Source organism: Mesorhizobium sp. M1169 (assembly GCF_040318345.1).
Taxonomy (GTDB): Bacteria; Pseudomonadota; Alphaproteobacteria; order Rhizobiales; family Rhizobiaceae; genus Mesorhizobium.
This window is the reverse complement of the sequence record NZ_JAMYME010000033.1, coordinates 22,099-39,795: the sequence shown is the minus strand read 5'-3', so window position 1 is coordinate 39,795 and position 17,697 is coordinate 22,099. Positions and strand designations below refer to the sequence as shown.

Genomic DNA, 17,697 nt, shown 5'->3' with positions numbered 1-17,697 from the left:
CCCAGCCGATGATCGCACCACGCATAATGGTGGTGGAGGACGAGGAGCCGTTGGGTGTGCTGCTCCGCTACAATCTCGAATCCGAAGGCTACCAGGTCGAGGTGGTGACACGCGGCGACGAAGCCGAGATCCGTTTGCAGGAGAATGTGCCCGACCTTTTGGTGCTCGACTGGATGATACCAGCGGTTTCCGGCATCGAGCTCTGTCGTCGGTTGCGGGTGCGCCCCGAAACCGAGCGGCTGCCGATCATCATGCTGACCGCGCGCGGCGAGGAGAGCGACCGGGTGCGCGGTCTTTCGACCGGCGCCGACGACTATCTGGTCAAGCCGTTTTCGACACCGGAATTCATGGCCAGGGTCAAGGCGCTGCTGCGGCGCGCCAAGCCGGAAGTGCTGTCCAGCGTGCTGAAGGTCGGCGACATCGTGCTCGATCGCGAATCGCACAGGGTCTATCGCAAGAAGAGCGAAATCAGGCTCGGGCCGACCGAATTCCGGCTGCTCGAGTTCATGATGCGGCATCCGGGCCGTGTCTTCTCGCGCAGCCAGTTACTCGATAATGTCTGGGGGGAGACAATCTACATCGACGAACGCACCGTCGACGTGCATGTCGGGCGGCTGCGCAAAGCCGTCAACAACGGCCGGATGCCGGATGTCATCCGCACCATCCGCGGCGCCGGCTATGCGATCAGGGAAGATTGACCCGCCTGGTCAGGCTACGTTCTTTCTGACGCTGGGCCTCATTTGCGCGCCCGGCGCGAAAATCTCCTGGTCGACGAAGCTTAACGCCCGCATCGCGCAGCCTTCGCGGATCAGAGGCAATTCGTTCGGCTCTGTATCGAAGGAGATCGAGCCTGAATGCTGGCCGCCGGCGGTCTGGGCGATTGCCTTCCGCAAGGCCGGCTCGATCAGATCGAAGGCGGCGGCACTGGCGCCGACCATCGCGACCGGTGCCGGATCGATCAGCGCGAACAGCGAGCCGAGACCGAAACCCAGCGCTTCGCCGGCCTTGCGGTAGGCCTCGCGTTCCGGCCCATCTTTCTCGCGCGCCCGGGCCGCCAGTGCGCGCATGTCGGCGTCGCTGACGTCGGCGACCGGTTCGCTGTCTTCGCTCATCTGCCTGGCGTTGCGCCAGATGGCGTAGTTGCCGGCATACGCCTCGATGCAGCCGCGCCGCCCGCAACGGCAGAGCGCGCCGCCCGGACGATGGATCATGTGGCCAAATTCGCCGCCCGAGGAATGCGTCCCGGTGAACAGTTCGCCCTTCAGCACCAGCCCCATGCCGATGCCATGCGAAAGCAGGATGGCGATGAAGTCATCGCGATAGCGATCCGGATTGCGCCAGCGCAAAGCCACCGCCATCATGTTGCAGTCGTTCTCCACCGTTGCCGGGATGCCGAATTCGTCCTCCAGCATGTCGGCAAAGGCGATGTCGGTCTGCGGCGTGATCGGCGACCACAGCATGGCGCGTGCAGGGGAGTCGGTAATGCCCTGAATCGCCAGGGCGATGCGGGCGACACTGCGGACGTCAAGATCTGGATCCTGCAGCCGGCGCCGGACGATGGCCATGCATTCACGGATCAGCTCGTCGCGCGGCATAGTCAGCGTGTCCAGCCGGCGCTGTTCCTCGGCGACCACCTGTCCCGTATAGTCGATAATGGCGGCCGAAAGGAAATTCAGCGACAACACCACGGTCAGCACCGCCGCCGCTTCCGGGTTGAGGGCGAGGCCGACTTGCGGACGACCGCGTTTCAACGAAACGGGCTCACTTGGCTTGCTCTCGGCGAGGATGCCTTCCCGTATCAGGTCGGAAGAAATCGCCGATATGGTCGAATGACTGAGGCCGGTGGTAGCTGCGATCTCAGTACGCGATGGCTGGCCGGCCCGGCGCACCGCCGAGATCACGATCGCCCGGTTGCGCCGGCGCAAATCGTCATGGCGGATTCCGACCGACATTGTTTTGCTTTCCTCCCGGTTGCCGCGGCCGCTCATGAACCGGAAGCCGTCGGTAATGTCCGACAAATAGTGTCGGATGAGGCAAATAGTGTCAGATGCAGGTGGCGCTGTCATCGTTTATTCCGACGCTCGAAAAAACTCGCAGAGTCATCAAAATCCATCAGAATCGATGTTGACAGCAGCCGGAGATCGGGCCAGTATTTTTTCGAGGCTCGAAAAAATTAGAGCTTCTAAGCTGGTCTTTGAGCCAATTGGTCACGCCGTACGCGGCGCAGGGAGGATATGATGAAGAAATTCACGACCGCCATTCTGGCGGGTGTCGCCATGACGCTGGCGCTGGCGTCGGTGGCGCAGGCTAAAGACAAGGTCATCGGCGTTTCCTGGTCGAACTTCCAGGAAGAGCGCTGGAAGACCGACGAGGCCGCAATGAAGGCGGCCATCGAGGCCGCAGGCGACAAGTATATTTCCGCCGACGCACAGTCCAACCCCGGCAAGCAGCTCACCGACGTCGAGAGCCTGATCTCGCAGGGCGCCACCGCACTGATCATCCTGGCGCAGGACGCCTCGGCCATCGGGCCGGCCGTGCAAAAGGCGCTGGACGAAGGTATTCCGGTTGTCGGCTACGACCGGCTGATCGAGAACAAGGACGTCTTTTACCTGACCTTCGACAACAAGGAAGTCGGCCGCATGCAGGCCCGGGAAGTCTTCAAGGTGAAGCCGGAAGGCAACTATGTCTTCATCAAGGGTTCGGGTTCCGATCCGAATGCCGATTTCCTGTTTGCCGGTTCGATGGAGGTGCTGAAGGCGGCAATAGACAGCGGCAAGATCAAGAATGTCGGCGAGGCCTATACCGACGGCTGGCTGCCGGCCAACGCTCAGAAGAACATGGAACAGTTCCTGACCGCCAACGACAACAAGGTCGATGCCGTGGTCGCGGCCAATGACGGCACTGCCGGCGGCGTCGTCGCCGCGCTGACAGCGCAAGGGCTGGCCGGATCGGTTCCGGTTTCGGGCCAGGACGGCGACCACGCCGCGCTGAACCGCATCGCGCTCGGCACACAGACCGTGTCGGTGTGGAAGGATGCGCGCGAGCTCGGCAAGAATGCCGCCGAGATCGCCTCGCAGCTCGCCGACGGCAAGCAGATGACCGACATTGCCGGCGTGAAGGATTTCACCACGCCCGGCGGCAATACCGTCAAGTCGCTGTTCCTGACCCCGGTCGCCATCACCAAGGACAACCTCAACGTCGTCATCGACGCCGGCTGGATCAAGAAAGAAGAGGTCTGCGCCGGCGTGACGGCTGGCACTGTTGCAGTCTGCAACTGAGCCGACGTTTCCGAGAAGTCCGAACGCCGCGGCCGCTCGCCGCGGCGTTTTTCAACAAGAGTTGTTTTTCCGCTTCCGGCGGATAACTTCTAGGCTGCTTCCGGCATCCGCGGCAGACGGCAACCCGGCGGGAGAAACATCATGACCGACACGACGTCCAACACGCCGGTCGACAGCACGGCAGACCGGGCACGGGAATCCGAGCTCGGCATCGTTGCCCGATTTCTCAAGGCAACCGAACTCGACACGCGCATGCTCGGCATGGTCGGCGCGCTGCTGGTCATCTGGGTCGGTCTGCATGTCATTTCCAGCGTACGGCTCGGCGTCAATCCGTTCGACTTCGACAGCCGGACCTTCCTGACGCCACGCAATCTCTGGAACCTGTCGGTGCAGACTTCCGCCGTGGCCATAATGGCCGCCGGAATGGTGCTGGTTATCGTCATGCGCAATATCGACCTGTCGGTCGGTTCCGCCGAAGGTCTGATCGGCGTGGTCATGGGCTTTGCGCAGGTGCATTTCCTGGTGCGAATGATCGGTCTGCAATTAGGCAATCCCTGGATCTGGATCCTGGCACTGGCCATCGGCCTGGCGCTTGGCCTTCTGATCGGAGCGTTCCAGGGATACATCATCGCTTATCTCGAGGTGCCGGCCTTCATCGTGACGCTGGGCGGCCTTCTGGTCTGGCGGGGTGCCGCATGGTGGGTCGCCAGCGGTCAGACGATTGCGCCGCTTGATGCCACTTTCCAGCTGATGGGGGGCGGGCCGGCGGGTTCGATCGGCGCGCGATGGAGCTGGATCGTCGGAATTGTCGCGTGCCTAGCGGTTGTGTTCATGCTGCTCAACGGGCGGGTGCAGCGCAAGCGGTTCCGCTTTCCGTTGCGCCCGATCTGGGCCGAGACGTTCCTCGGTGTCCTCACCTGCGCTGTCATCATGGGCGCCATATGGCTTGCCAATTCCTATCCTTGGCCGGTCGGCATCGTGAACAGATATGCGGCGGCCAACAATATAACGGTTCCCGAAGGCGGGCTGTTCATCGCCCATGGCATCGCCATACCCGTGCTGATGGCTGTAGCCGTAGGGCTGATCATGACCTTCATCGCCAAGCGTACCCGTTTCGGCCGCTATGTCTTCGCCATCGGCGGCAATCCGGAAGCAGCCAACCTTGCCGGTATCAACACGCGCTGGGTGACCATGAAGGTGTTCATGATCATGGGCGTGCTGGCGACGATCGCCGCGGCGATCTCGTCAGCCAGGCAGAACTCGTCGACCAATGCGCTGGGCACGTTGGACGAGCTGCTGGTCATCGCGGCGGCGGTGATCGGCGGCACGTCGCTCGCCGGCGGCTCCGGCACAGTGCTCGGCGCCATGCTCGGCGCGCTTTTGATGCAGTCGCTGCAGTCCGGCATGGTGCTGCTCGGCATCGATTCACCGCTGCAGAGCATCGTTGTCGGCTCCGTGCTGGTGCTCGCGGTGTGGCTCGATACCGTCTATCGCAAACGCGTTTAGGGAGGAGGAACGATCATGGCAGACAAAACCGCTCCCACGGGCACGCCGCTGATCGACATGCGCAACATCTCCATCGCTTTCGGCGGCATTCGCGCCGTCGACGATGCCTCTGTCGACCTTTTCCCGGGCGAGGTGATGGCTTTGCTCGGTCACAACGGTGCCGGCAAATCGACGTTGATAAAAATCCTGTCCGGCGCCTACAAGCGCGATGCGGGCCAGATTTTCGTCAACGGCGAGGAGGCTTCGATCTCCAATCCCCGCGACGCCAAGAAGTACGGCATCGAGACGATCTACCAGACGCTGGCGCTGGCCGACAATGTCGATGCGGCCGCCAACCTGTTTCTCGGCCGCGAGCTGATGACCGGCTGGGGGACGCTCGACGATGTCGCCATGGAGGCCGAGGCGCGCAAAGTGATGGGCAGGCTCAATCCGCGTTTCCAACGCTTCAAGGAGCCGGTGGTAAAGCTTTCGGGCGGCCAGCGGCAGTCGGTGGCGATCGCCCGCGCCATCCTGTTCAATGCTCGCATCCTGATCATGGACGAGCCGACGGCGGCACTCGGGCCGCAAGAGACGGCGCAGGTCGGCGAACTGGTCAGGCAGCTCAAGGCCGACGGCATCGGCATCTTCCTGATCAGCCATGATATTCACGACGTGTTCGAGCTTGCCGACCGTGTCTGCGTCATGAAGAACGGTCGGGTTGTCGGAACGGCGCGCACAACCGACGTCACCCAGGACGAGGTGCTCGGCATGATCATCCTCGGCAAGTGCCCACCCGGCGCCATTCCGGGGCCGGGCGCGCTGAAGATCGCCGCATGAACGAGAATTAGCCGGCTAATCACACGCCGCCAAAATGTGCCAGCCGTCACCATGCTTTGGCCTCGCCATTGTGTTGGCGTCAGGACTTGCCCATAAAGATGCCGAACCGTCCATGGGACGTATCAGCAATTGAAGAAGCTTTTTCCGACCGTCGCTTTTATCGCCGTCGCGCTGATCAGCCTGACGATGGCGGGTTTTGCCTATTTTGCCACCCAGGAGGCGGCCCGCATTAAATTCGAGGCGACGGCAGACGACGCGCTTAACCGGATCGAAAGCCGCATCGACCTGGACCTGTCGCTGCTGCGTTCGACCCGGGCGCTGTTCGACGCACGCAATGGCGGTATCTCGCAGGGCGAGTTCAAGGCTTTCTTCAACGCGCTCGACGTCGACAATAATTTCGCCGGCCTGCGCGGCATCGGTTTCCTCCGCCTGGCGAAAACTGGCAACGAGGCGGCGGTCGAGCGCGACATCCTGCACGATCACGGCGCAAGCCATCCGATCTATCCCGACACGAACTTACCGTGGCGTACGCCCATCGTGCTGTTCGAACCGCTGGATCCGTCCAACAAATCCAGCATCGGCTACGACATGTTCACCGGGCCGGCGCGGCGCGAGGCAATCGAAAAGGCGATGGCCGACGACCAGCAGCACGCCAGCGGGCTCGTGCAGTTCGGCAAGGATACGGGTGCCGCGCAGACCTTTACCGGGTTCCTCGTCTTCGTCCGGCTCAATGTCGAAACCGCGCCGGACGCCGTGAACGCGACGAGATCCTCGACTGCCGGCTTCCTTTATGCGGCCTTCCGCGCCCGTGATCTGTTCCAGGCTGCGCTCAGCCGGGCACCATTGCTGCCGGTCAACACCGAGATCTATGACGGCACGGTGGACAGCGACAACCTGCTGTTCCAATCGGAAACGCCGCCTGTTTCGAGCCTCGGCGACAGGCTGCTGGTCACCCGCAAGGTCACCGTCGCCGGCCGGCCGTGGGTCGTCCTGTTCAGGCCGACAAGTGCTTTCTCGCAACCTTCCTCGCGCGCCATCCCGGTGATGCTCGGATTGTTCGGACTGCTGCTTGCGGGCGCCATCGCGCTGGTGGCCCGCTATCAGGAGCGGGCCTATGAGGCGGTCTCGCTGCTTCACGAAACGACCGAAAAGAGCCTGCTGGAAAAAGACCTGATGCTGCAGGAGATGAAGCATCGCATCAAGAACTCGATCACGCGGGTGCTGGCAATCGCGCGCCAGACAGCATCGCACACCACCGACGTCCAGGAATTCTCGGCTTCTTTCTCGGCCCGGCTGCAGGCGATGGCGGCTTCCCAGGACATGCTGACGCGCTCACGCTGGCAGAAAGCCGATCTCGGCGACCTGCTGCGCATCGAGCTAGGCCAGGTGTTCGGCAGCGAGCTTCCTGAAGGGCTGCTGTCGGGACCGCAGGTTCTTCTCGATGAAAAGACGACGCAGGCACTCGGCCTCGTCTTTCACGAACTGGCGACGAATGCGCTGAAGCATGGCGAAGCCGGCAATTCAGTCGGCGCGCTGAAGGTCGACTGGTCGCTCGAAGCCCGTAGCGGCACCCGGACATTGGCTCTCAACTGGCGCGAGGCCGGTCAGAAGAAGCTCGAGACACCGGCAAAGAGCGGTTTTGGCACCAGACTGATCGATCTCAACGTCACGCGCGAATTGCGTGGCACAATCAGGCGCGATTTTCGCGAAGATGGCTTGAACGTGGAAATCAGGGTTCCGCTGCCGGCCTGAAGCCCCGTCTCGTGGGCCGCGTCGCAACAGCGCTTTAAAGGGCAAACGCGGAGGCAGGTGGCCTGCCTCCGCGTTTGCTGTTCGCCTGGAGCTCGAAACTAGTTGCAGCGAGCTGTGTAGATCCGGCCGTGACGATCTCTGTACTGGCAGTAGCCATTTTGCAGCCGGCGAACGAGCAGACCGCCAATCGCACCAGCGCCGGCGCCGATCAAAGCGCCCTTGCCGCCGCCGACAGCGCCACCAATGAGCGCGCCGCCCACAGTGCCGATACCCACGTTCTCTTCCGTGGTGGTGCAGCCGCTGACCGCAACCACGGCAACCATGGCAATAATCATCTTCCGCATGGAGTCATCCTCACTTTTGTCCTCACTTTAATAAGCTCCAGCCGCCATTTAGCATGAAAGTACGGCCTTTGCCTGCACGATTTCATTGTTGATTAAGATAGTCTTTTTCGGGGCGTGCGCCGTTTGATGCTACCACGAACCCGGAAATCTCCAAGGACGCATCGAGCGTGCCGCTGGGACGCACGTTCCAGACGATCCTGTCATAGTCGTCCCCGAGCGCCGGTCGACGGCAAGGCATCTGGCGACGACATGTTGGGCCTGCCCTGCAGGTCGGTGACCGCGAACGGGCACGGCCGAGCACTCGGGCAGTCGTTTCAAAGCGATCACGCAGAGGTGAGTTCGATTCAGATCAGTTGGGACGCGGCGGTCAGGACGATTGCGGCCATAAGCGCGACGACGGCGAAGCGGAGGGGCGAAGCACGAGGCGCGGGCGTTGCGGGCGCGTCGGGATCCTGAAAACCGCCCATCGAGACGCGAGCGGCCTGTTCCAGTCTGTCCAAGTCGGCAGCCGTCAAGGCCCATTCCCTTCATTTTGTGCCAAACTCAATCCGGTGGATCGGCACGTTCGGACAGGATCGGACTTTATGGTGAACGGTCGGTTAAAGTCGGCGATGCGCAGCAAGCCTTCGCGCGGCGACCGCCGCTCCTCAATCCGTCTCGAAATTGCCGTGAGGAACGACAAGGCGGTATTCGAGGCGGTTCCCGGTGATCTCAAGTGTCGCCGTTCCATTCAATGAAGTGGGCACGACGCGTTCGAGCGCGACGCTGCCAAAACGCTTCTCGCTGCGCTGATTGTCGTTGGCTCCGATCACTTCGGCCCATGTCAGCGACAGCGCAGGCTCGCCAGCGGAAGCTGCCGTCAGATCGGCCGTCACCTCGACGAAACCGTCGCTGCGCGACAGTGCGCCATAGCTGACCGAATTGACGGCGAGCTCATGCATGGCCAAGCCGATGTGCAAGGCGGCATTGGGGTTGAGATATGGATTTGCGCCGCGGAAGCGTAGGCTGTGCACGGGATCCGCGCCGTACCTGCCGACCTGACCGGAAACCAGCTCGCGCAGCGCCGCTCCCCGCCAGTTGGATGACGTAACCAAATCCTGCGACGAGGCCAGCGACTGCAATCGGCCCCGGAAGCGCGTCAGGAAATCGTCAATGCTGCCGGAGTAACGGCCCGTCTGGGTGGCGATGCTCTGGATGATGGCCAAAAGGTTCTTGGAGCGATGACTGACTTCGCGCAGCAGCGCCTTCAACGTCTGCTCCCGGCGTTTCTGCTCGGTTGTTTCGACCATGGTGGTCACGACGCCCTGCACCGCGCCGGTCTCGCTGCGGTCGGCGTCTATCCACACCTGAAACCAGCGGGCGCCGTCATCGGCCGGCACGCTGAGCTCAAGATGTTGAGGATTGCCGGAGACGATGACGTCGTGCTTGGCGGCGCCGATACGCTCCGCCTGCGCCGGCGGCAAGATGCCGTTGTTGTCGGAGGCATCGGAAGTCCAGGGCGCGCGCATGTTGCGCGCCCACACCGTCTTCATCTCGCGATCCTGGTACAGGACGGAAATCCCGGCATTGTGCAGTGCATGGAGAAGGGCCCGACCAAGCTGCATCCCGCTTTCGGCGGGATGCAAAGCGATGATCTCATCACTCTGGCCGCGGTCTTTCATTTTTCCGACTCTGGAACGCATCGGTCAATTTGCTCAACCCATGTCGGGCTGAACGGTTCGCGGAAAAATGGGTTCCAAAAGGAGGAGGTTCGTATCAAACCTTAAAAAGCGGTCCGCCGAGCGGCATCCCGTTGGAGGACACTGCCCGGCGGTGGCTGGAAACCGTTTGAGGGGTGCGGCTTCCAGTGTTCGCTTGAATGGCCGCTTGGCATTCACGCTCGTCTGATCAGGCCGGCAATAAGCGATATGATCAGGAAGGCGAGAAAGATGAAGAACAATATTTGCGCTATGCCGGCCGAGGTGCCAGCGATGCCGCCGAAACCAAGCGCACCGGCGATGATCGCCACGACGAGAAATACGAGCGCCCAGTAAAGCATGATCGATCTCCTTCCAATGCTGCGGTGAAAACGTGATTCGCCTCCGTTTGTTCCACCATTTTCCGAAAAAGACGATGCTGAAAATCTTCAGGGCCCGAATTGCCGCGGTGTGTGGAAAGGTCCAGTTGGTTGCCCCAGTTGGTTGCCAGTGAATTGAGCCGGCGTCACTCCCCTCTGATCCTGGGGAGCGGCTGTCTCGGCGGCCGCAGTTCGGCCGCCCGCTGTTTCATGCCGCGGCTTTCGCGTGCCGGTCAAAGAACAGGGCCTGGCTGATAAGAGCCTTGACCATGTCCGGATTGAACGGCTTGGTAACCAGGAATGCCGGTTCCGGCCGCTCGCCGGTGAGCAGGCGCTCGGGAAAGGCGGTGATGAAGATCACCGGTACCGAGGTCGACGACAGGATCTCATTCACGGCCGCTATGCCCGAACTTCCGTCGGCAAGCTGGATATCGGCAAGCACCATCTTTGGCCGCGCCTTGCCGAACATCGCCACCGCCTCGGCGTGGGTGCGCGCCGTTCCGACGACGCGGTGGCCGAGGCTTTCGACCATTTCCTCGATGTCCATGGCGATCAGCGGCTCATCCTCGATGATCAGCACGTCGGTTGCCACCTGACGGGAGATCTCGTTGCTCGCCTGCGCGAGGAGTTCGGAGAATTCCTGTTCGTCGACGTCGAGAATCTCCGCCGCCTCGTCTTCGCTGAAGCCTTCGACCGCCACCAGCAGAAAGGCTTGGCGGGGGCGAGGCGCAATTGCATTCAGATTGGCCGCGGCACGCTGTTCCCATGCCGACTGGGCATGCTCCTGCGGAACGCGAATGGCCACTGAGGTGAAGAGCTTGGCAAAGACCTTGTAGAGCGCGATGCGGTCGTTCGATGCGTTCGGAAAGATGTCGACATCGGCAATGATGGCCTCGAGCATTGCGGCGACCAGCGCGTCGCCGCTCTCCTGCGATCCGGATACTGCGCGCGAGAAGCGACGCAGGAACGGCAGGTGCGGAGCGATGGTTGCTGATAGGCTCATATTGGACGTCTCCCTCATATGACGTGATTGCATGTTACAGCTAAAAAACGGTTCGCAAGCCCAGAGTTGAAAACGCGGGTTCTGCGAAAAAGTTCCGATCATGCGGAACTAAATATATGGGCTGGCGTTTAAGGGCGGGTTGGGCAACCAGACGAGGCTGCCGCTTGCCTTGCGTTATGTGTTGAAGGGCGGCTTAAGGCTGGGACAAAAGGGCGAAATGAAGAACATGACGAAAGCTACCATGGGTGGCGTTGGCAACGGGCGCCGGGCTGCTTCCCGCGACCCGCTTGGGCCGAACTCGGAAATCGGCCGCAAACTCAAACAATACTACGACGAGCTGGTCTCCGACAATGTGCCGGATCGCTTCGCCCAACTGCTCAGCCAGTTGGAAAAAGCCGAACCTGTACAAAAGAAGGACTGAGGCATGGCGGCCGTCTCCCAGGGCTTCAAGACCGACTTGCTCGGCTCGATCCCGAGCCTGCGGGCTTTTGCCGTGTCGCTGACGCAAAACGCCGACAAGGCCGACGACCTGGTGCAGGAAACATTGGTCAAGGCATGGGACAAGCATGAAAGCTTCCAGCCCGGCACCAATCTGAAGGCATGGCTGTTCACGATCTTGCGCAACGAATTCTATTCGCAGATGCGCAAGCGCGGCCGCGAGGTGCAGGACAGCGATGGCGTCATGACGGCCAGGCTTGCCGTTCACCCGGCCCAGCACGGCCAACTTGACCTCGAGGACTTTCGCGGCGCGCTCGAATTGCTGCCAGAAGACCAGCGCGAAGCCATTATCCTCATCGGCGCGTCGGGCTTCTCCTACGAGGAAGCGGCCGAGATCTGCGGCTGCGCCGTCGGAACGATCAAGAGCCGCGTCAGCCGCGCCCGCACACGGCTGCAGGAAATTCTGAAGATCTCCGGTGAAGACGAGTATGGCCCGGACGCAATTTCGGCTCAGGTAACCGGGTCGACGGCTGCGTGAAGCGCGGCGTGTTCGAACCGCTCCGCGCCTCAGCGGAGATGCGTTCGCCTGCAGGCCGCCGCCACTGCCTCGACGAGATCGTCTCCCGAATAGGGCTTGGTGACCAGTCTGACGCTGGGAAAGGATCTCTTGATCTCGTCCGTATCCGAATAGCCCGAGGCAAAGACGAACGGGATGCCCGCTTCACGCAGCCGCGAAGCAAATTGGAGCGTCGAAACGCCGCTCAGCATGAGGTCGACGATGGCCACATCGAACTGCGCGGCAACGTCTTGCTGTTCGATCTCAGTCAGATCACGGGCGATGACCACATTGAGCGCGCCGTAGTCGCGGCAAAGCTGCTCGATATCCATGGCAATCAGGAACTCATCTTCCAGGATAAGAATCCGCAAACCGTCAAGTGATGCGCGCACGCAGCAATATCTCCTTAAATTCGTCTCGATCGTGAAACGGGGGAAGTCATGATCGTTATTTGGCATGCTGTCATTTAAAAAAGACGCGCTGGCGCGGATGCGTCGGCCTCGGCCCATGCAAGGCATTTGCAACGCGCGCTGCCGGAGATAGGGTTAGAAGAGGTTCGTGCCGGAACCTTGGGGTCTGTCGGGCGTTTCGACCGAGCAAAAGCATGGAGAGTGAAGCAATGGCGACTGCCGCAGGAAAGGCCGCGAACGAAGCCCGCACGAATTCCGATATTGAGGCCGACATCGCACAACTGAAGGCCGACATCGACCAACTTACCAAGCTGTTGGCCAAAACTGGCGAACATGGCTACGGGGCAGCGCGGCGAGCCGCCGCCGAAAGCGTCGAGCAGTTGCGAACCCAGGGCGAGGCAGCCTTCGACAGCCTGCGCAGCAACGCCAGGGACATTGAGGCGCAGATGATAGCGCATATGCGCGAGAAGCCGGTGACGTCGCTGGCGATCGCCGCCGGTGTCGGGTTCCTCTTCGCGCTTCTCGCGCGCCGCTAGTTCTGCACGCATGGGAATGCTTGCATCGCTGATCTCGGGCCTCGCCTCGGGCGAAACCATTGCGGCGGTGCAACGCGCGCGTGTGGCTGCAATTGTCTATTCGGTCGCAGCGGTCGTAGCGCTGTGCGGCCTCGGCTTCCTGGTCGGGGCGGCCTATATCTGGACGGCGGCCCGCTATGGGCCGATGGCAGCTTCCCTGAGCTTCGGGATCGGCTTTCTCGCAATCGCCGGTCTCATCCTGCTCGTCTACCGGATGTCGGCCGGCTCGCGCGCCAGGCGCCGGGCGAAGCGACGCAACGCTGACATGAAGGCTATCGGCATCACTGCGGCACTCGCCGTGCTGCCGGCGCTGCTCAAGGGCAAAGATGGCCCGGGAAAGGCCAGACTGAGCGCGATTCTCGGCCCGGCGATAGCACTCGCTGCCTACGCCATCTACCGCGAGAACGTGAAGCGCGGCTCCGATGATCCGGATACCGGCAAACGTGAATAGTTCGGAGGGGATAGTTCGGGGCAAACGATTCTGGCGCCGGTCGCAAAATCACAAATCTTCGAGCGGAATCGATATTTCCGCGACCACGCCGTCCGGCCGGAATTCATGGATCACCTCGCTGGAAATGACCTTGGCCAGGCTGCGGCGGATCAGGATCGAGCCGAAGCCATGGCGTTCGGGCGGCGCAACCCGCGGGCCGCCGCTTTCGCGCCAGGCCAGCAACAGACGGCGTGCGCCCTTCCTGCCTTGTACCCTCCAATCGAGATCGACCTTTCCGGAGGAAACCGAGAGCGACCCGTATTGCAGTGCATTGCTTGCCAGTTCATGCAGGATCAGCCCGAGCCCGACTGCCTGGTCGGGTGAGAGCAGGACATCGGCGCCGGAGATCGCCATGCGCGATTGTCCGGCGGCTTGGAACGGCTTTAGCTCGATCTCCACCAGCTCGCGGATGCCGATGCCGCGCCACTCGCGGTCCGACAGCAGGCTGTGCGCAACGCCCAGTGCCTGCAGCCTGGCGCTGAAGGCTTCGAGGAATTCGCTTGGCTGGCGGGCATGGCGAACGGTCTGCGTCGCCAGCGCCTGTACGGTTGCCAAAGTGTTCTTGACGCGGTGATTGAGCTCGCGCAGCAACAGTCGTTGACGTTCGTCGCCAAGCTTGCGTTCGGTAATGTCGTAGTTGACGCCGAAGATCAGCGTCGGCTTGCCATCGCCGTCGCGTTCTATGACGCGGCCGCGTGTTGCGATCCATCGCGGCGGATCGAGGCCTTTGACACGGTATTCGCCAAAATAATCGTCGCTGCCGGTCAGCGCGTCGCGAAAGCGTGTTTCGGTCTGGTGAACGTCGCGCGGGTCGATGGCGGTCAGGATGTCGCGCGCCCTCAGCCTGTTCGACTTCGGCAGGTTGAACAATTCGGACAGCAGGACATCGCAGTCGATCATATCGCTGCGGATATCCCATGCCCAGCTGGCAAGCGAAGCCGCGTCGAGCGCGATAGCGCGCCGCTTTTCCTCTCGAACCAGTGCTGCCTTGGCAATCGCCGCACTGCGGGTTGCATCCTTCAGCGTGAACAGGCTGGCGGCGAGGCCGGCCAGCGCCGACAGCTGGTCGAGCTGGACAGAGGAGGGACGTGCGTGCGGCTTCCGGTCGAGCACGCACAGCGTGCCGATCAGCGCGCCGTCGACTACGATGGGCACGCCTGCGTAAAAGCGGATATGATGCTCGCCGGTGACCAGCGGATTGGCTTTGAACCGCGGATCCGCCGCCGCGTCGGCCACCACCATCGGCACGTCGCCGGCTGCGATGGTATAGGCGCAGAACGATGTCTCGGTTGCGATTTCGGTCTCGTCGAGGCCGATACAGGACTTGAACCACTGCCGCTCGGCATCGACCAGCGTGATCAGTGCGACAGTCGTCTGCATAGCCGAAGCGGCAAGACCGCCGATACGATCGAAATCAGGGTCGGCAGCCCCGTCCAGCGTGTCGAGGCCGTGCAGCACGGCAAGACGGTCCGCGGCGCCCACCACACGGCGAATATCGGCCGGCAGGCCCGGCGTGTTCTGGCTATTGTCGTCCACTATGCCCCCGGAGGCCGGCTCCGCTGATTGGTCAGGCCAACCGGCCCGTCTGCCGCCTTGCAGTGCCGGAACTTTCGCGGCGGGGGACCGTTACCAGCCAACGCCCCGCGAGTTACGCCTGCCGGCGCCAAATATGGAGCCAGACAATGCCAAAAACCATTCCTGAAAACAAAGCCCGTCAAGGGCGGCGGGGTCGGCATGTCCTTCGTATCCTGATCGCCGCGCTGTTGCTGGCTTTTATCGCCTGGGGCGTCGCCGAAATCTACGGCTGGATGATCGAGACGCCGAAGACCGAACAGGGCAACACGCCCAGCGGCTAGGTTCTCTCCATCGCTCGCGCCAGTTTGCATCACGCAACCCCACATCACGCATCCCACGTCAGGCAACCTTTGCCTCGACAGCGCGCGCCGGGACGAGAACATTCAACGCGCGCGGATGGATTTCGACGGTCGTCTCGCGATCGAGCTTTACCAGTTCGCCGTCCATGACGGCCTGAACTTTCCTGTTAGTCGAATGGATTTTCAAAACGGCGCGGTTTGCCTGATGGATTTCGACATGCTCGTTGCCGCGCCATTTCCCACGGGCGACGTCAAAGAGGAACCTGATCAATTCGCCGCGCCGCCGCGCCACGGTGACATAGATGCCCAGCACGCCGCCTGCCGGATTATCGGCATAGGGCAGGTGGCCCTCGCCAAACAGATTGTTGGTGATGCCGATACCGGTGATCCGGGTTCTGATCTCGGCCTCGCCGATCATCAGCGTTACGTTCATCGCCGGTGGATTGTTGATCGTCGCCCAAGCGGCTCGCACCGAGGCGCGCATCTTCCCCAACCGCGAGCCGAATTCCATCTTCTGGCGAAGTTGCACCATCCTGGCGTGCATGCCGATCGAGAATTGATGCACGAAGGGCCGGCCGTTGGCTGTTGCAATGTCAATCGCCATCACCTCGCCGTCGGCAAACGATTTCAGTGCCGCATCGAGGGTCTGCGGGATACCGAGGCCGCGCGCAAAAAGGTTCATTGTGCCAGCCGGCAGAATTGCCAGCGCCTTCTCCCCATTCATCAAACGGGCTGCCGCGGCCGAAATGGTGCCGTCGCCGCCGCCAGCCAGCAGGACGTCGATGCCGCGCCTGGAAGCTACGCCGTCCAGCGTGGCGACGATATCCTTGCCGGCGACGATTTCGATATCAATCGAGTGGCCGGCACTCTCAAGGGTGCTGCGCATCCGACTGGCGAAGGCCTCAAGATCGATGGTGCGCAGGGTGCCCCCGTCCTTGTTCAGCACCGCTGCAAACCGCATGGCCGTTCCATTTTCCAGCACCTATCGGGCCGGGACGGAGCCCCAGCCGGGAGTGGAACGGGGCGGCCGAGAAAATGTTCCTTTCGACCAACGCGGCGAATCCGAGAACCATTGACATCGCACCGGGTGCACCACGGCTTTTTTCGGAACAACAGTGTGGTCACAACGTTGTGAACATGCAGAAGACGCTGCGCCCGCAGTGACGCCAGGCGGGTACGGCGTGCACGAAATCACCGACGAGGAGACACTAAGATGATCCGCACCCTTTTAACCACGACAGCAGTCGCAACATTGATTGCGACGGGTGCATTTGCGCAGTCGGCGACGACCCCGGCGCCGGCGCAACCACCCGCCGTAGAGAATTCCGCTCCAGCCGCTCCGGTGCAACGCGCCGAGGGCAGCCTTGTCACCAATATCATCGGCGAGTCGGTCTATAACGGCACCGGCGACAATGCAGAGAATATCGGCAAGATCACCGATGTCGTCTTCGACGAGCGCGGCGAGGTAAAATCCGTCGTCATCGGCGTTGGCGGTTTTCTTGGCATAGGAACCAAGAACGTCGTTTTCGACTACAAGAAGATGCAATGGGCCGAAAGAAATGGCGACCGTTGGCTGATAGCGCAAACGACGAAGGATGAGTTGACGGCTCAGCCGGATTTCGACCGGAGGCCTTACGATCCGACTCCGCCACCAGCTTCGGCGGATAATGCGGCGCCTGCCGCCCCTTCCACCAGCGCGCAAAATACAACCCCGGCGCCTGCCGCGCCGGCTGAGCCAGTGAAGCGCGCCGAAGGCAATCTCGCCACCAATATCATCGGCGAGACCGTCTATAACGGCACCGGCGACGACGCCCAAAACATCGGTGACGTGAACGACATCGTCATCAACAAGGAAGCCAAGGCGCAATCGCTGATCATCGGTGTCGGCGGCTTCCTCGGCATCGGCGAAAAGAACGTCGCCTATGAGTTCGATAAGGCGCAGTGGGCCGAGAGGAACGGCGATCGCTGGCTGGTCGCGCAAACGACCAAGGAAGAGCTGCAGGCGCAGCCAGACTTCAACCGCAAGGCCTATGATCCGGCGCCGGCAACCACTGCGTCGAACGATGCCAATGCGCCTGCTACCGTCACGCCCACCGTGATGGCCAGCAACACTGCGCCGAACGACAACACCGCAACGACCAACAACGCTGACCAAGCCGGCAAGACGGCTCAAAACGCTCCGGCAGCGGCGCCTCCGGCTAATTCCACGGCCGACCAGACCAAGACCGGGTCGATCGACAAGTCGACGCTAACCGAAATGCCGATGGGCGAAATCCGGGCCGAGGATCTGGTTGGAACCACCGTTTATGGCGCCAACGATGTCAACGTCGGCGAGATCGGCGATATCGTGCTGGGCAGCGACAAAAAGGTCGACGCAGTCATCATCGACGTTGGCGGCTTCCTTGGCGTCGGCGAGAAGGAGGTGGCGGTCGGCATGGACAACCTGAAATTCATGACCGACAAGAACGGCAAGCGCTATCTCTACACGAACTTCACCAAGGAGCAGCTTGAGGCGCAGGCTCCCTACGACAAGGCCAGCTATGCGCAAAATCGCGACAAACAGCGCATGATCATGCGCTAAGCAGCACACAGGCCGACA

General features: G+C 61.9%; 20 protein-coding genes. 11 read left to right on the top strand and 9 right to left on the bottom strand.

All coding sequences use genetic code 11. From position 1 onward, the window contains the following. Positions 1-8: 8 nt before the first annotated feature. A complete protein-coding gene (phoB, locus tag NKH41_RS25500; protein ID WP_031212149.1) occupies positions 9-698 on the top strand; it encodes a phosphate regulon transcriptional regulator PhoB in 690 nt (229 codons plus the stop codon). Between the two features lie 9 nt (positions 699-707). Here phoB and NKH41_RS25495 read toward each other — a convergent pair whose 3' ends face one another. Next, positions 708-1,952 carry an ROK family protein gene (locus NKH41_RS25495; RefSeq protein WP_352540239.1) on the bottom strand — a complete coding sequence of 415 codons (1,245 nt, stop codon included), beginning with the start codon at positions 1,950-1,952 and terminating at the stop codon, positions 708-710. A gap of 285 nt (positions 1,953-2,237) precedes the next feature. Between NKH41_RS25495 and xylF the strand changes: the two genes are divergently transcribed. The 4 genes from xylF to NKH41_RS25475 all read left to right on the top strand — a co-directional run bounded on the left by xylF (position 2,238) and on the right by NKH41_RS25475 (position 7,352). After that, positions 2,238-3,278: a D-xylose ABC transporter substrate-binding protein gene (gene xylF / locus NKH41_RS25490; protein WP_352540238.1), complete on the top strand. Its 1,041-nt coding sequence runs from the start codon at positions 2,238-2,240 to the stop codon at positions 3,276-3,278. Between the two features lie 141 nt (positions 3,279-3,419). Continuing rightward, entirely contained in the window at positions 3,420-4,784 is a 1,365-nt protein-coding gene (locus NKH41_RS25485) for a sugar ABC transporter permease (RefSeq protein WP_352771920.1), read from the top strand. 15 nt (positions 4,785-4,799) lie between these two features. Then, on the top strand, positions 4,800-5,600 hold the full coding sequence (locus NKH41_RS25480; RefSeq protein ID WP_352471126.1) for an ATP-binding cassette domain-containing protein: 801 nt from the start codon (positions 4,800-4,802) through the stop codon (positions 5,598-5,600). A 129-nt stretch (positions 5,601-5,729) separates the two neighbouring features. Beyond that, entirely contained in the window at positions 5,730-7,352 is a 1,623-nt protein-coding gene (locus tag NKH41_RS25475; RefSeq protein ID WP_352771922.1) for a CHASE domain-containing protein, read from the top strand. A gap of 98 nt (positions 7,353-7,450) precedes the next feature. On the opposite strand, the gene NKH41_RS25470 is transcribed toward NKH41_RS25475, so the two are convergent. The 5 genes from NKH41_RS25470 to NKH41_RS25445 form a co-directional block, all read right to left on the bottom strand. Then, the gene (locus NKH41_RS25470) at positions 7,451-7,696 is read right to left on the bottom strand and encodes a YMGG-like glycine zipper-containing protein (RefSeq protein WP_006328050.1); all 246 of its coding nucleotides are present in this window, start codon (positions 7,694-7,696) and stop codon (positions 7,451-7,453) included. 344 nt (positions 7,697-8,040) lie between these two features. Beyond that, on the bottom strand, positions 8,041-8,211 hold the full coding sequence (locus tag NKH41_RS25460) for a hypothetical protein (RefSeq protein WP_352771924.1): 171 nt from the start codon (positions 8,209-8,211) through the stop codon (positions 8,041-8,043). Between the two features lie 132 nt (positions 8,212-8,343). Then, positions 8,344-9,378, bottom strand: coding sequence for a sensor histidine kinase (locus NKH41_RS25455; RefSeq protein ID WP_352771926.1), 1,035 nt, complete (start codon positions 9,376-9,378; stop codon positions 8,344-8,346). 191 nt (positions 9,379-9,569) lie between these two features. Next, a complete protein-coding gene (locus NKH41_RS25450) occupies positions 9,570-9,734 on the bottom strand; it encodes a DUF1328 domain-containing protein (protein WP_023678541.1) in 165 nt (54 codons plus the stop codon). A gap of 226 nt (positions 9,735-9,960) precedes the next feature. After that, positions 9,961-10,755, bottom strand: coding sequence for a response regulator (locus NKH41_RS25445; RefSeq protein ID WP_352471123.1), 795 nt, complete (start codon positions 10,753-10,755; stop codon positions 9,961-9,963). A gap of 217 nt (positions 10,756-10,972) precedes the next feature. On the opposite strand from NKH41_RS25445, the gene NKH41_RS25440 reads away from it, so the two are divergent. After that, the gene (locus tag NKH41_RS25440; RefSeq protein WP_023678543.1) at positions 10,973-11,176 is read left to right on the top strand and encodes a NepR family anti-sigma factor; all 204 of its coding nucleotides are present in this window, start codon (positions 10,973-10,975) and stop codon (positions 11,174-11,176) included. Between the two features lie 3 nt (positions 11,177-11,179). Then, positions 11,180-11,731, top strand: coding sequence for a sigma-70 family RNA polymerase sigma factor (locus tag NKH41_RS25435; RefSeq protein ID WP_023678544.1), 552 nt, complete (start codon positions 11,180-11,182; stop codon positions 11,729-11,731). Between the two features lie 29 nt (positions 11,732-11,760). Here the strand turns inward: NKH41_RS25435 and NKH41_RS25430 are convergent, their stop codons facing one another. Then, the gene (locus NKH41_RS25430; RefSeq protein ID WP_352771928.1) at positions 11,761-12,258 is read right to left on the bottom strand and encodes a response regulator; all 498 of its coding nucleotides are present in this window, start codon (positions 12,256-12,258) and stop codon (positions 11,761-11,763) included. A 110-nt stretch (positions 12,259-12,368) separates the two neighbouring features. Between NKH41_RS25430 and NKH41_RS25425 the strand changes: the two genes are divergently transcribed. Beyond that, positions 12,369-12,695, top strand: coding sequence for an ElaB/YgaM/YqjD family protein (locus NKH41_RS25425; RefSeq protein ID WP_023678546.1), 327 nt, complete (start codon positions 12,369-12,371; stop codon positions 12,693-12,695). 10 nt (positions 12,696-12,705) lie between these two features. Next, on the top strand, positions 12,706-13,185 hold the full coding sequence (locus NKH41_RS25420) for a hypothetical protein (RefSeq protein WP_352540234.1): 480 nt from the start codon (positions 12,706-12,708) through the stop codon (positions 13,183-13,185). A gap of 48 nt (positions 13,186-13,233) precedes the next feature. Here NKH41_RS25420 and NKH41_RS25415 read toward each other — a convergent pair whose 3' ends face one another. Further along, on the bottom strand, positions 13,234-14,760 hold the full coding sequence (locus NKH41_RS25415; RefSeq protein ID WP_352471120.1) for a sensor histidine kinase: 1,527 nt from the start codon (positions 14,758-14,760) through the stop codon (positions 13,234-13,236). Between the two features lie 146 nt (positions 14,761-14,906). Between NKH41_RS25415 and NKH41_RS25410 the strand changes: the two genes are divergently transcribed. Beyond that, on the top strand, positions 14,907-15,080 hold the full coding sequence (locus tag NKH41_RS25410) for a hypothetical protein (protein ID WP_292659198.1): 174 nt from the start codon (positions 14,907-14,909) through the stop codon (positions 15,078-15,080). Positions 15,081-15,138: 58 nt separating this feature from the next. Here the strand turns inward: NKH41_RS25410 and NKH41_RS25405 are convergent, their stop codons facing one another. Continuing rightward, a complete protein-coding gene (locus tag NKH41_RS25405; protein ID WP_352771930.1) occupies positions 15,139-16,059 on the bottom strand; it encodes a diacylglycerol/lipid kinase family protein in 921 nt (306 codons plus the stop codon). 252 nt (positions 16,060-16,311) lie between these two features. Here NKH41_RS25405 and NKH41_RS25400 point away from each other — a divergent pair, with 252 nt between their 5' ends. Next, a complete protein-coding gene (locus NKH41_RS25400) occupies positions 16,312-17,679 on the top strand; it encodes a PRC-barrel domain-containing protein (protein ID WP_352771932.1) in 1,368 nt (455 codons plus the stop codon). The last annotated feature ends 18 nt before the right edge of the window (positions 17,680-17,697 follow it).

Excerpts from the sequence above, each read along its gene's own strand:
- phoB (WP_031212149.1), top strand. The coding sequence starts at position 9 with ATGATCGCACCACGCATAATGGTGGTGGAGGACGAGGAGCCGTTGGGT.
- NKH41_RS25430 (WP_352771928.1), bottom strand. The coding sequence starts at position 12,258 with ATGGGCCGAGGCCGACGCATCCGCGCCAGCGCGTCTTTTTTAAATGAC.
- NKH41_RS25470 (WP_006328050.1), bottom strand. The coding sequence starts at position 7,696 with ATGCGGAAGATGATTATTGCCATGGTTGCCGTGGTTGCGGTCAGCGGC.
- NKH41_RS25455 (WP_352771926.1), bottom strand. The coding sequence starts at position 9,378 with ATGCGTTCCAGAGTCGGAAAAATGAAAGACCGCGGCCAGAGTGATGAG.
- NKH41_RS25480 (WP_352471126.1), top strand. The coding sequence starts at position 4,800 with ATGGCAGACAAAACCGCTCCCACGGGCACGCCGCTGATCGACATGCGC.
- NKH41_RS25400 (WP_352771932.1), top strand. The coding sequence starts at position 16,312 with ATGATCCGCACCCTTTTAACCACGACAGCAGTCGCAACATTGATTGCG.
- NKH41_RS25420 (WP_352540234.1), top strand. The coding sequence starts at position 12,706 with ATGGGAATGCTTGCATCGCTGATCTCGGGCCTCGCCTCGGGCGAAACC.
- NKH41_RS25450 (WP_023678541.1), bottom strand. The coding sequence starts at position 9,734 with ATGCTTTACTGGGCGCTCGTATTTCTCGTCGTGGCGATCATCGCCGGT.
- NKH41_RS25410 (WP_292659198.1), top strand. The coding sequence starts at position 14,907 with ATGCCAAAAACCATTCCTGAAAACAAAGCCCGTCAAGGGCGGCGGGGT.
- NKH41_RS25440 (WP_023678543.1), top strand. The coding sequence starts at position 10,973 with ATGAAGAACATGACGAAAGCTACCATGGGTGGCGTTGGCAACGGGCGC.
- NKH41_RS25425 (WP_023678546.1), top strand. The coding sequence starts at position 12,369 with ATGGCGACTGCCGCAGGAAAGGCCGCGAACGAAGCCCGCACGAATTCC.
- NKH41_RS25495 (WP_352540239.1), bottom strand. The coding sequence starts at position 1,952 with ATGTCGGTCGGAATCCGCCATGACGATTTGCGCCGGCGCAACCGGGCG.
- NKH41_RS25405 (WP_352771930.1), bottom strand. The coding sequence starts at position 16,059 with ATGCGGTTTGCAGCGGTGCTGAACAAGGACGGGGGCACCCTGCGCACC.
- NKH41_RS25435 (WP_023678544.1), top strand. The coding sequence starts at position 11,180 with ATGGCGGCCGTCTCCCAGGGCTTCAAGACCGACTTGCTCGGCTCGATC.
- NKH41_RS25485 (WP_352771920.1), top strand. The coding sequence starts at position 3,420 with ATGACCGACACGACGTCCAACACGCCGGTCGACAGCACGGCAGACCGG.
- xylF (WP_352540238.1), top strand. The coding sequence starts at position 2,238 with ATGAAGAAATTCACGACCGCCATTCTGGCGGGTGTCGCCATGACGCTG.
- NKH41_RS25445 (WP_352471123.1), bottom strand. The coding sequence starts at position 10,755 with ATGAGCCTATCAGCAACCATCGCTCCGCACCTGCCGTTCCTGCGTCGC.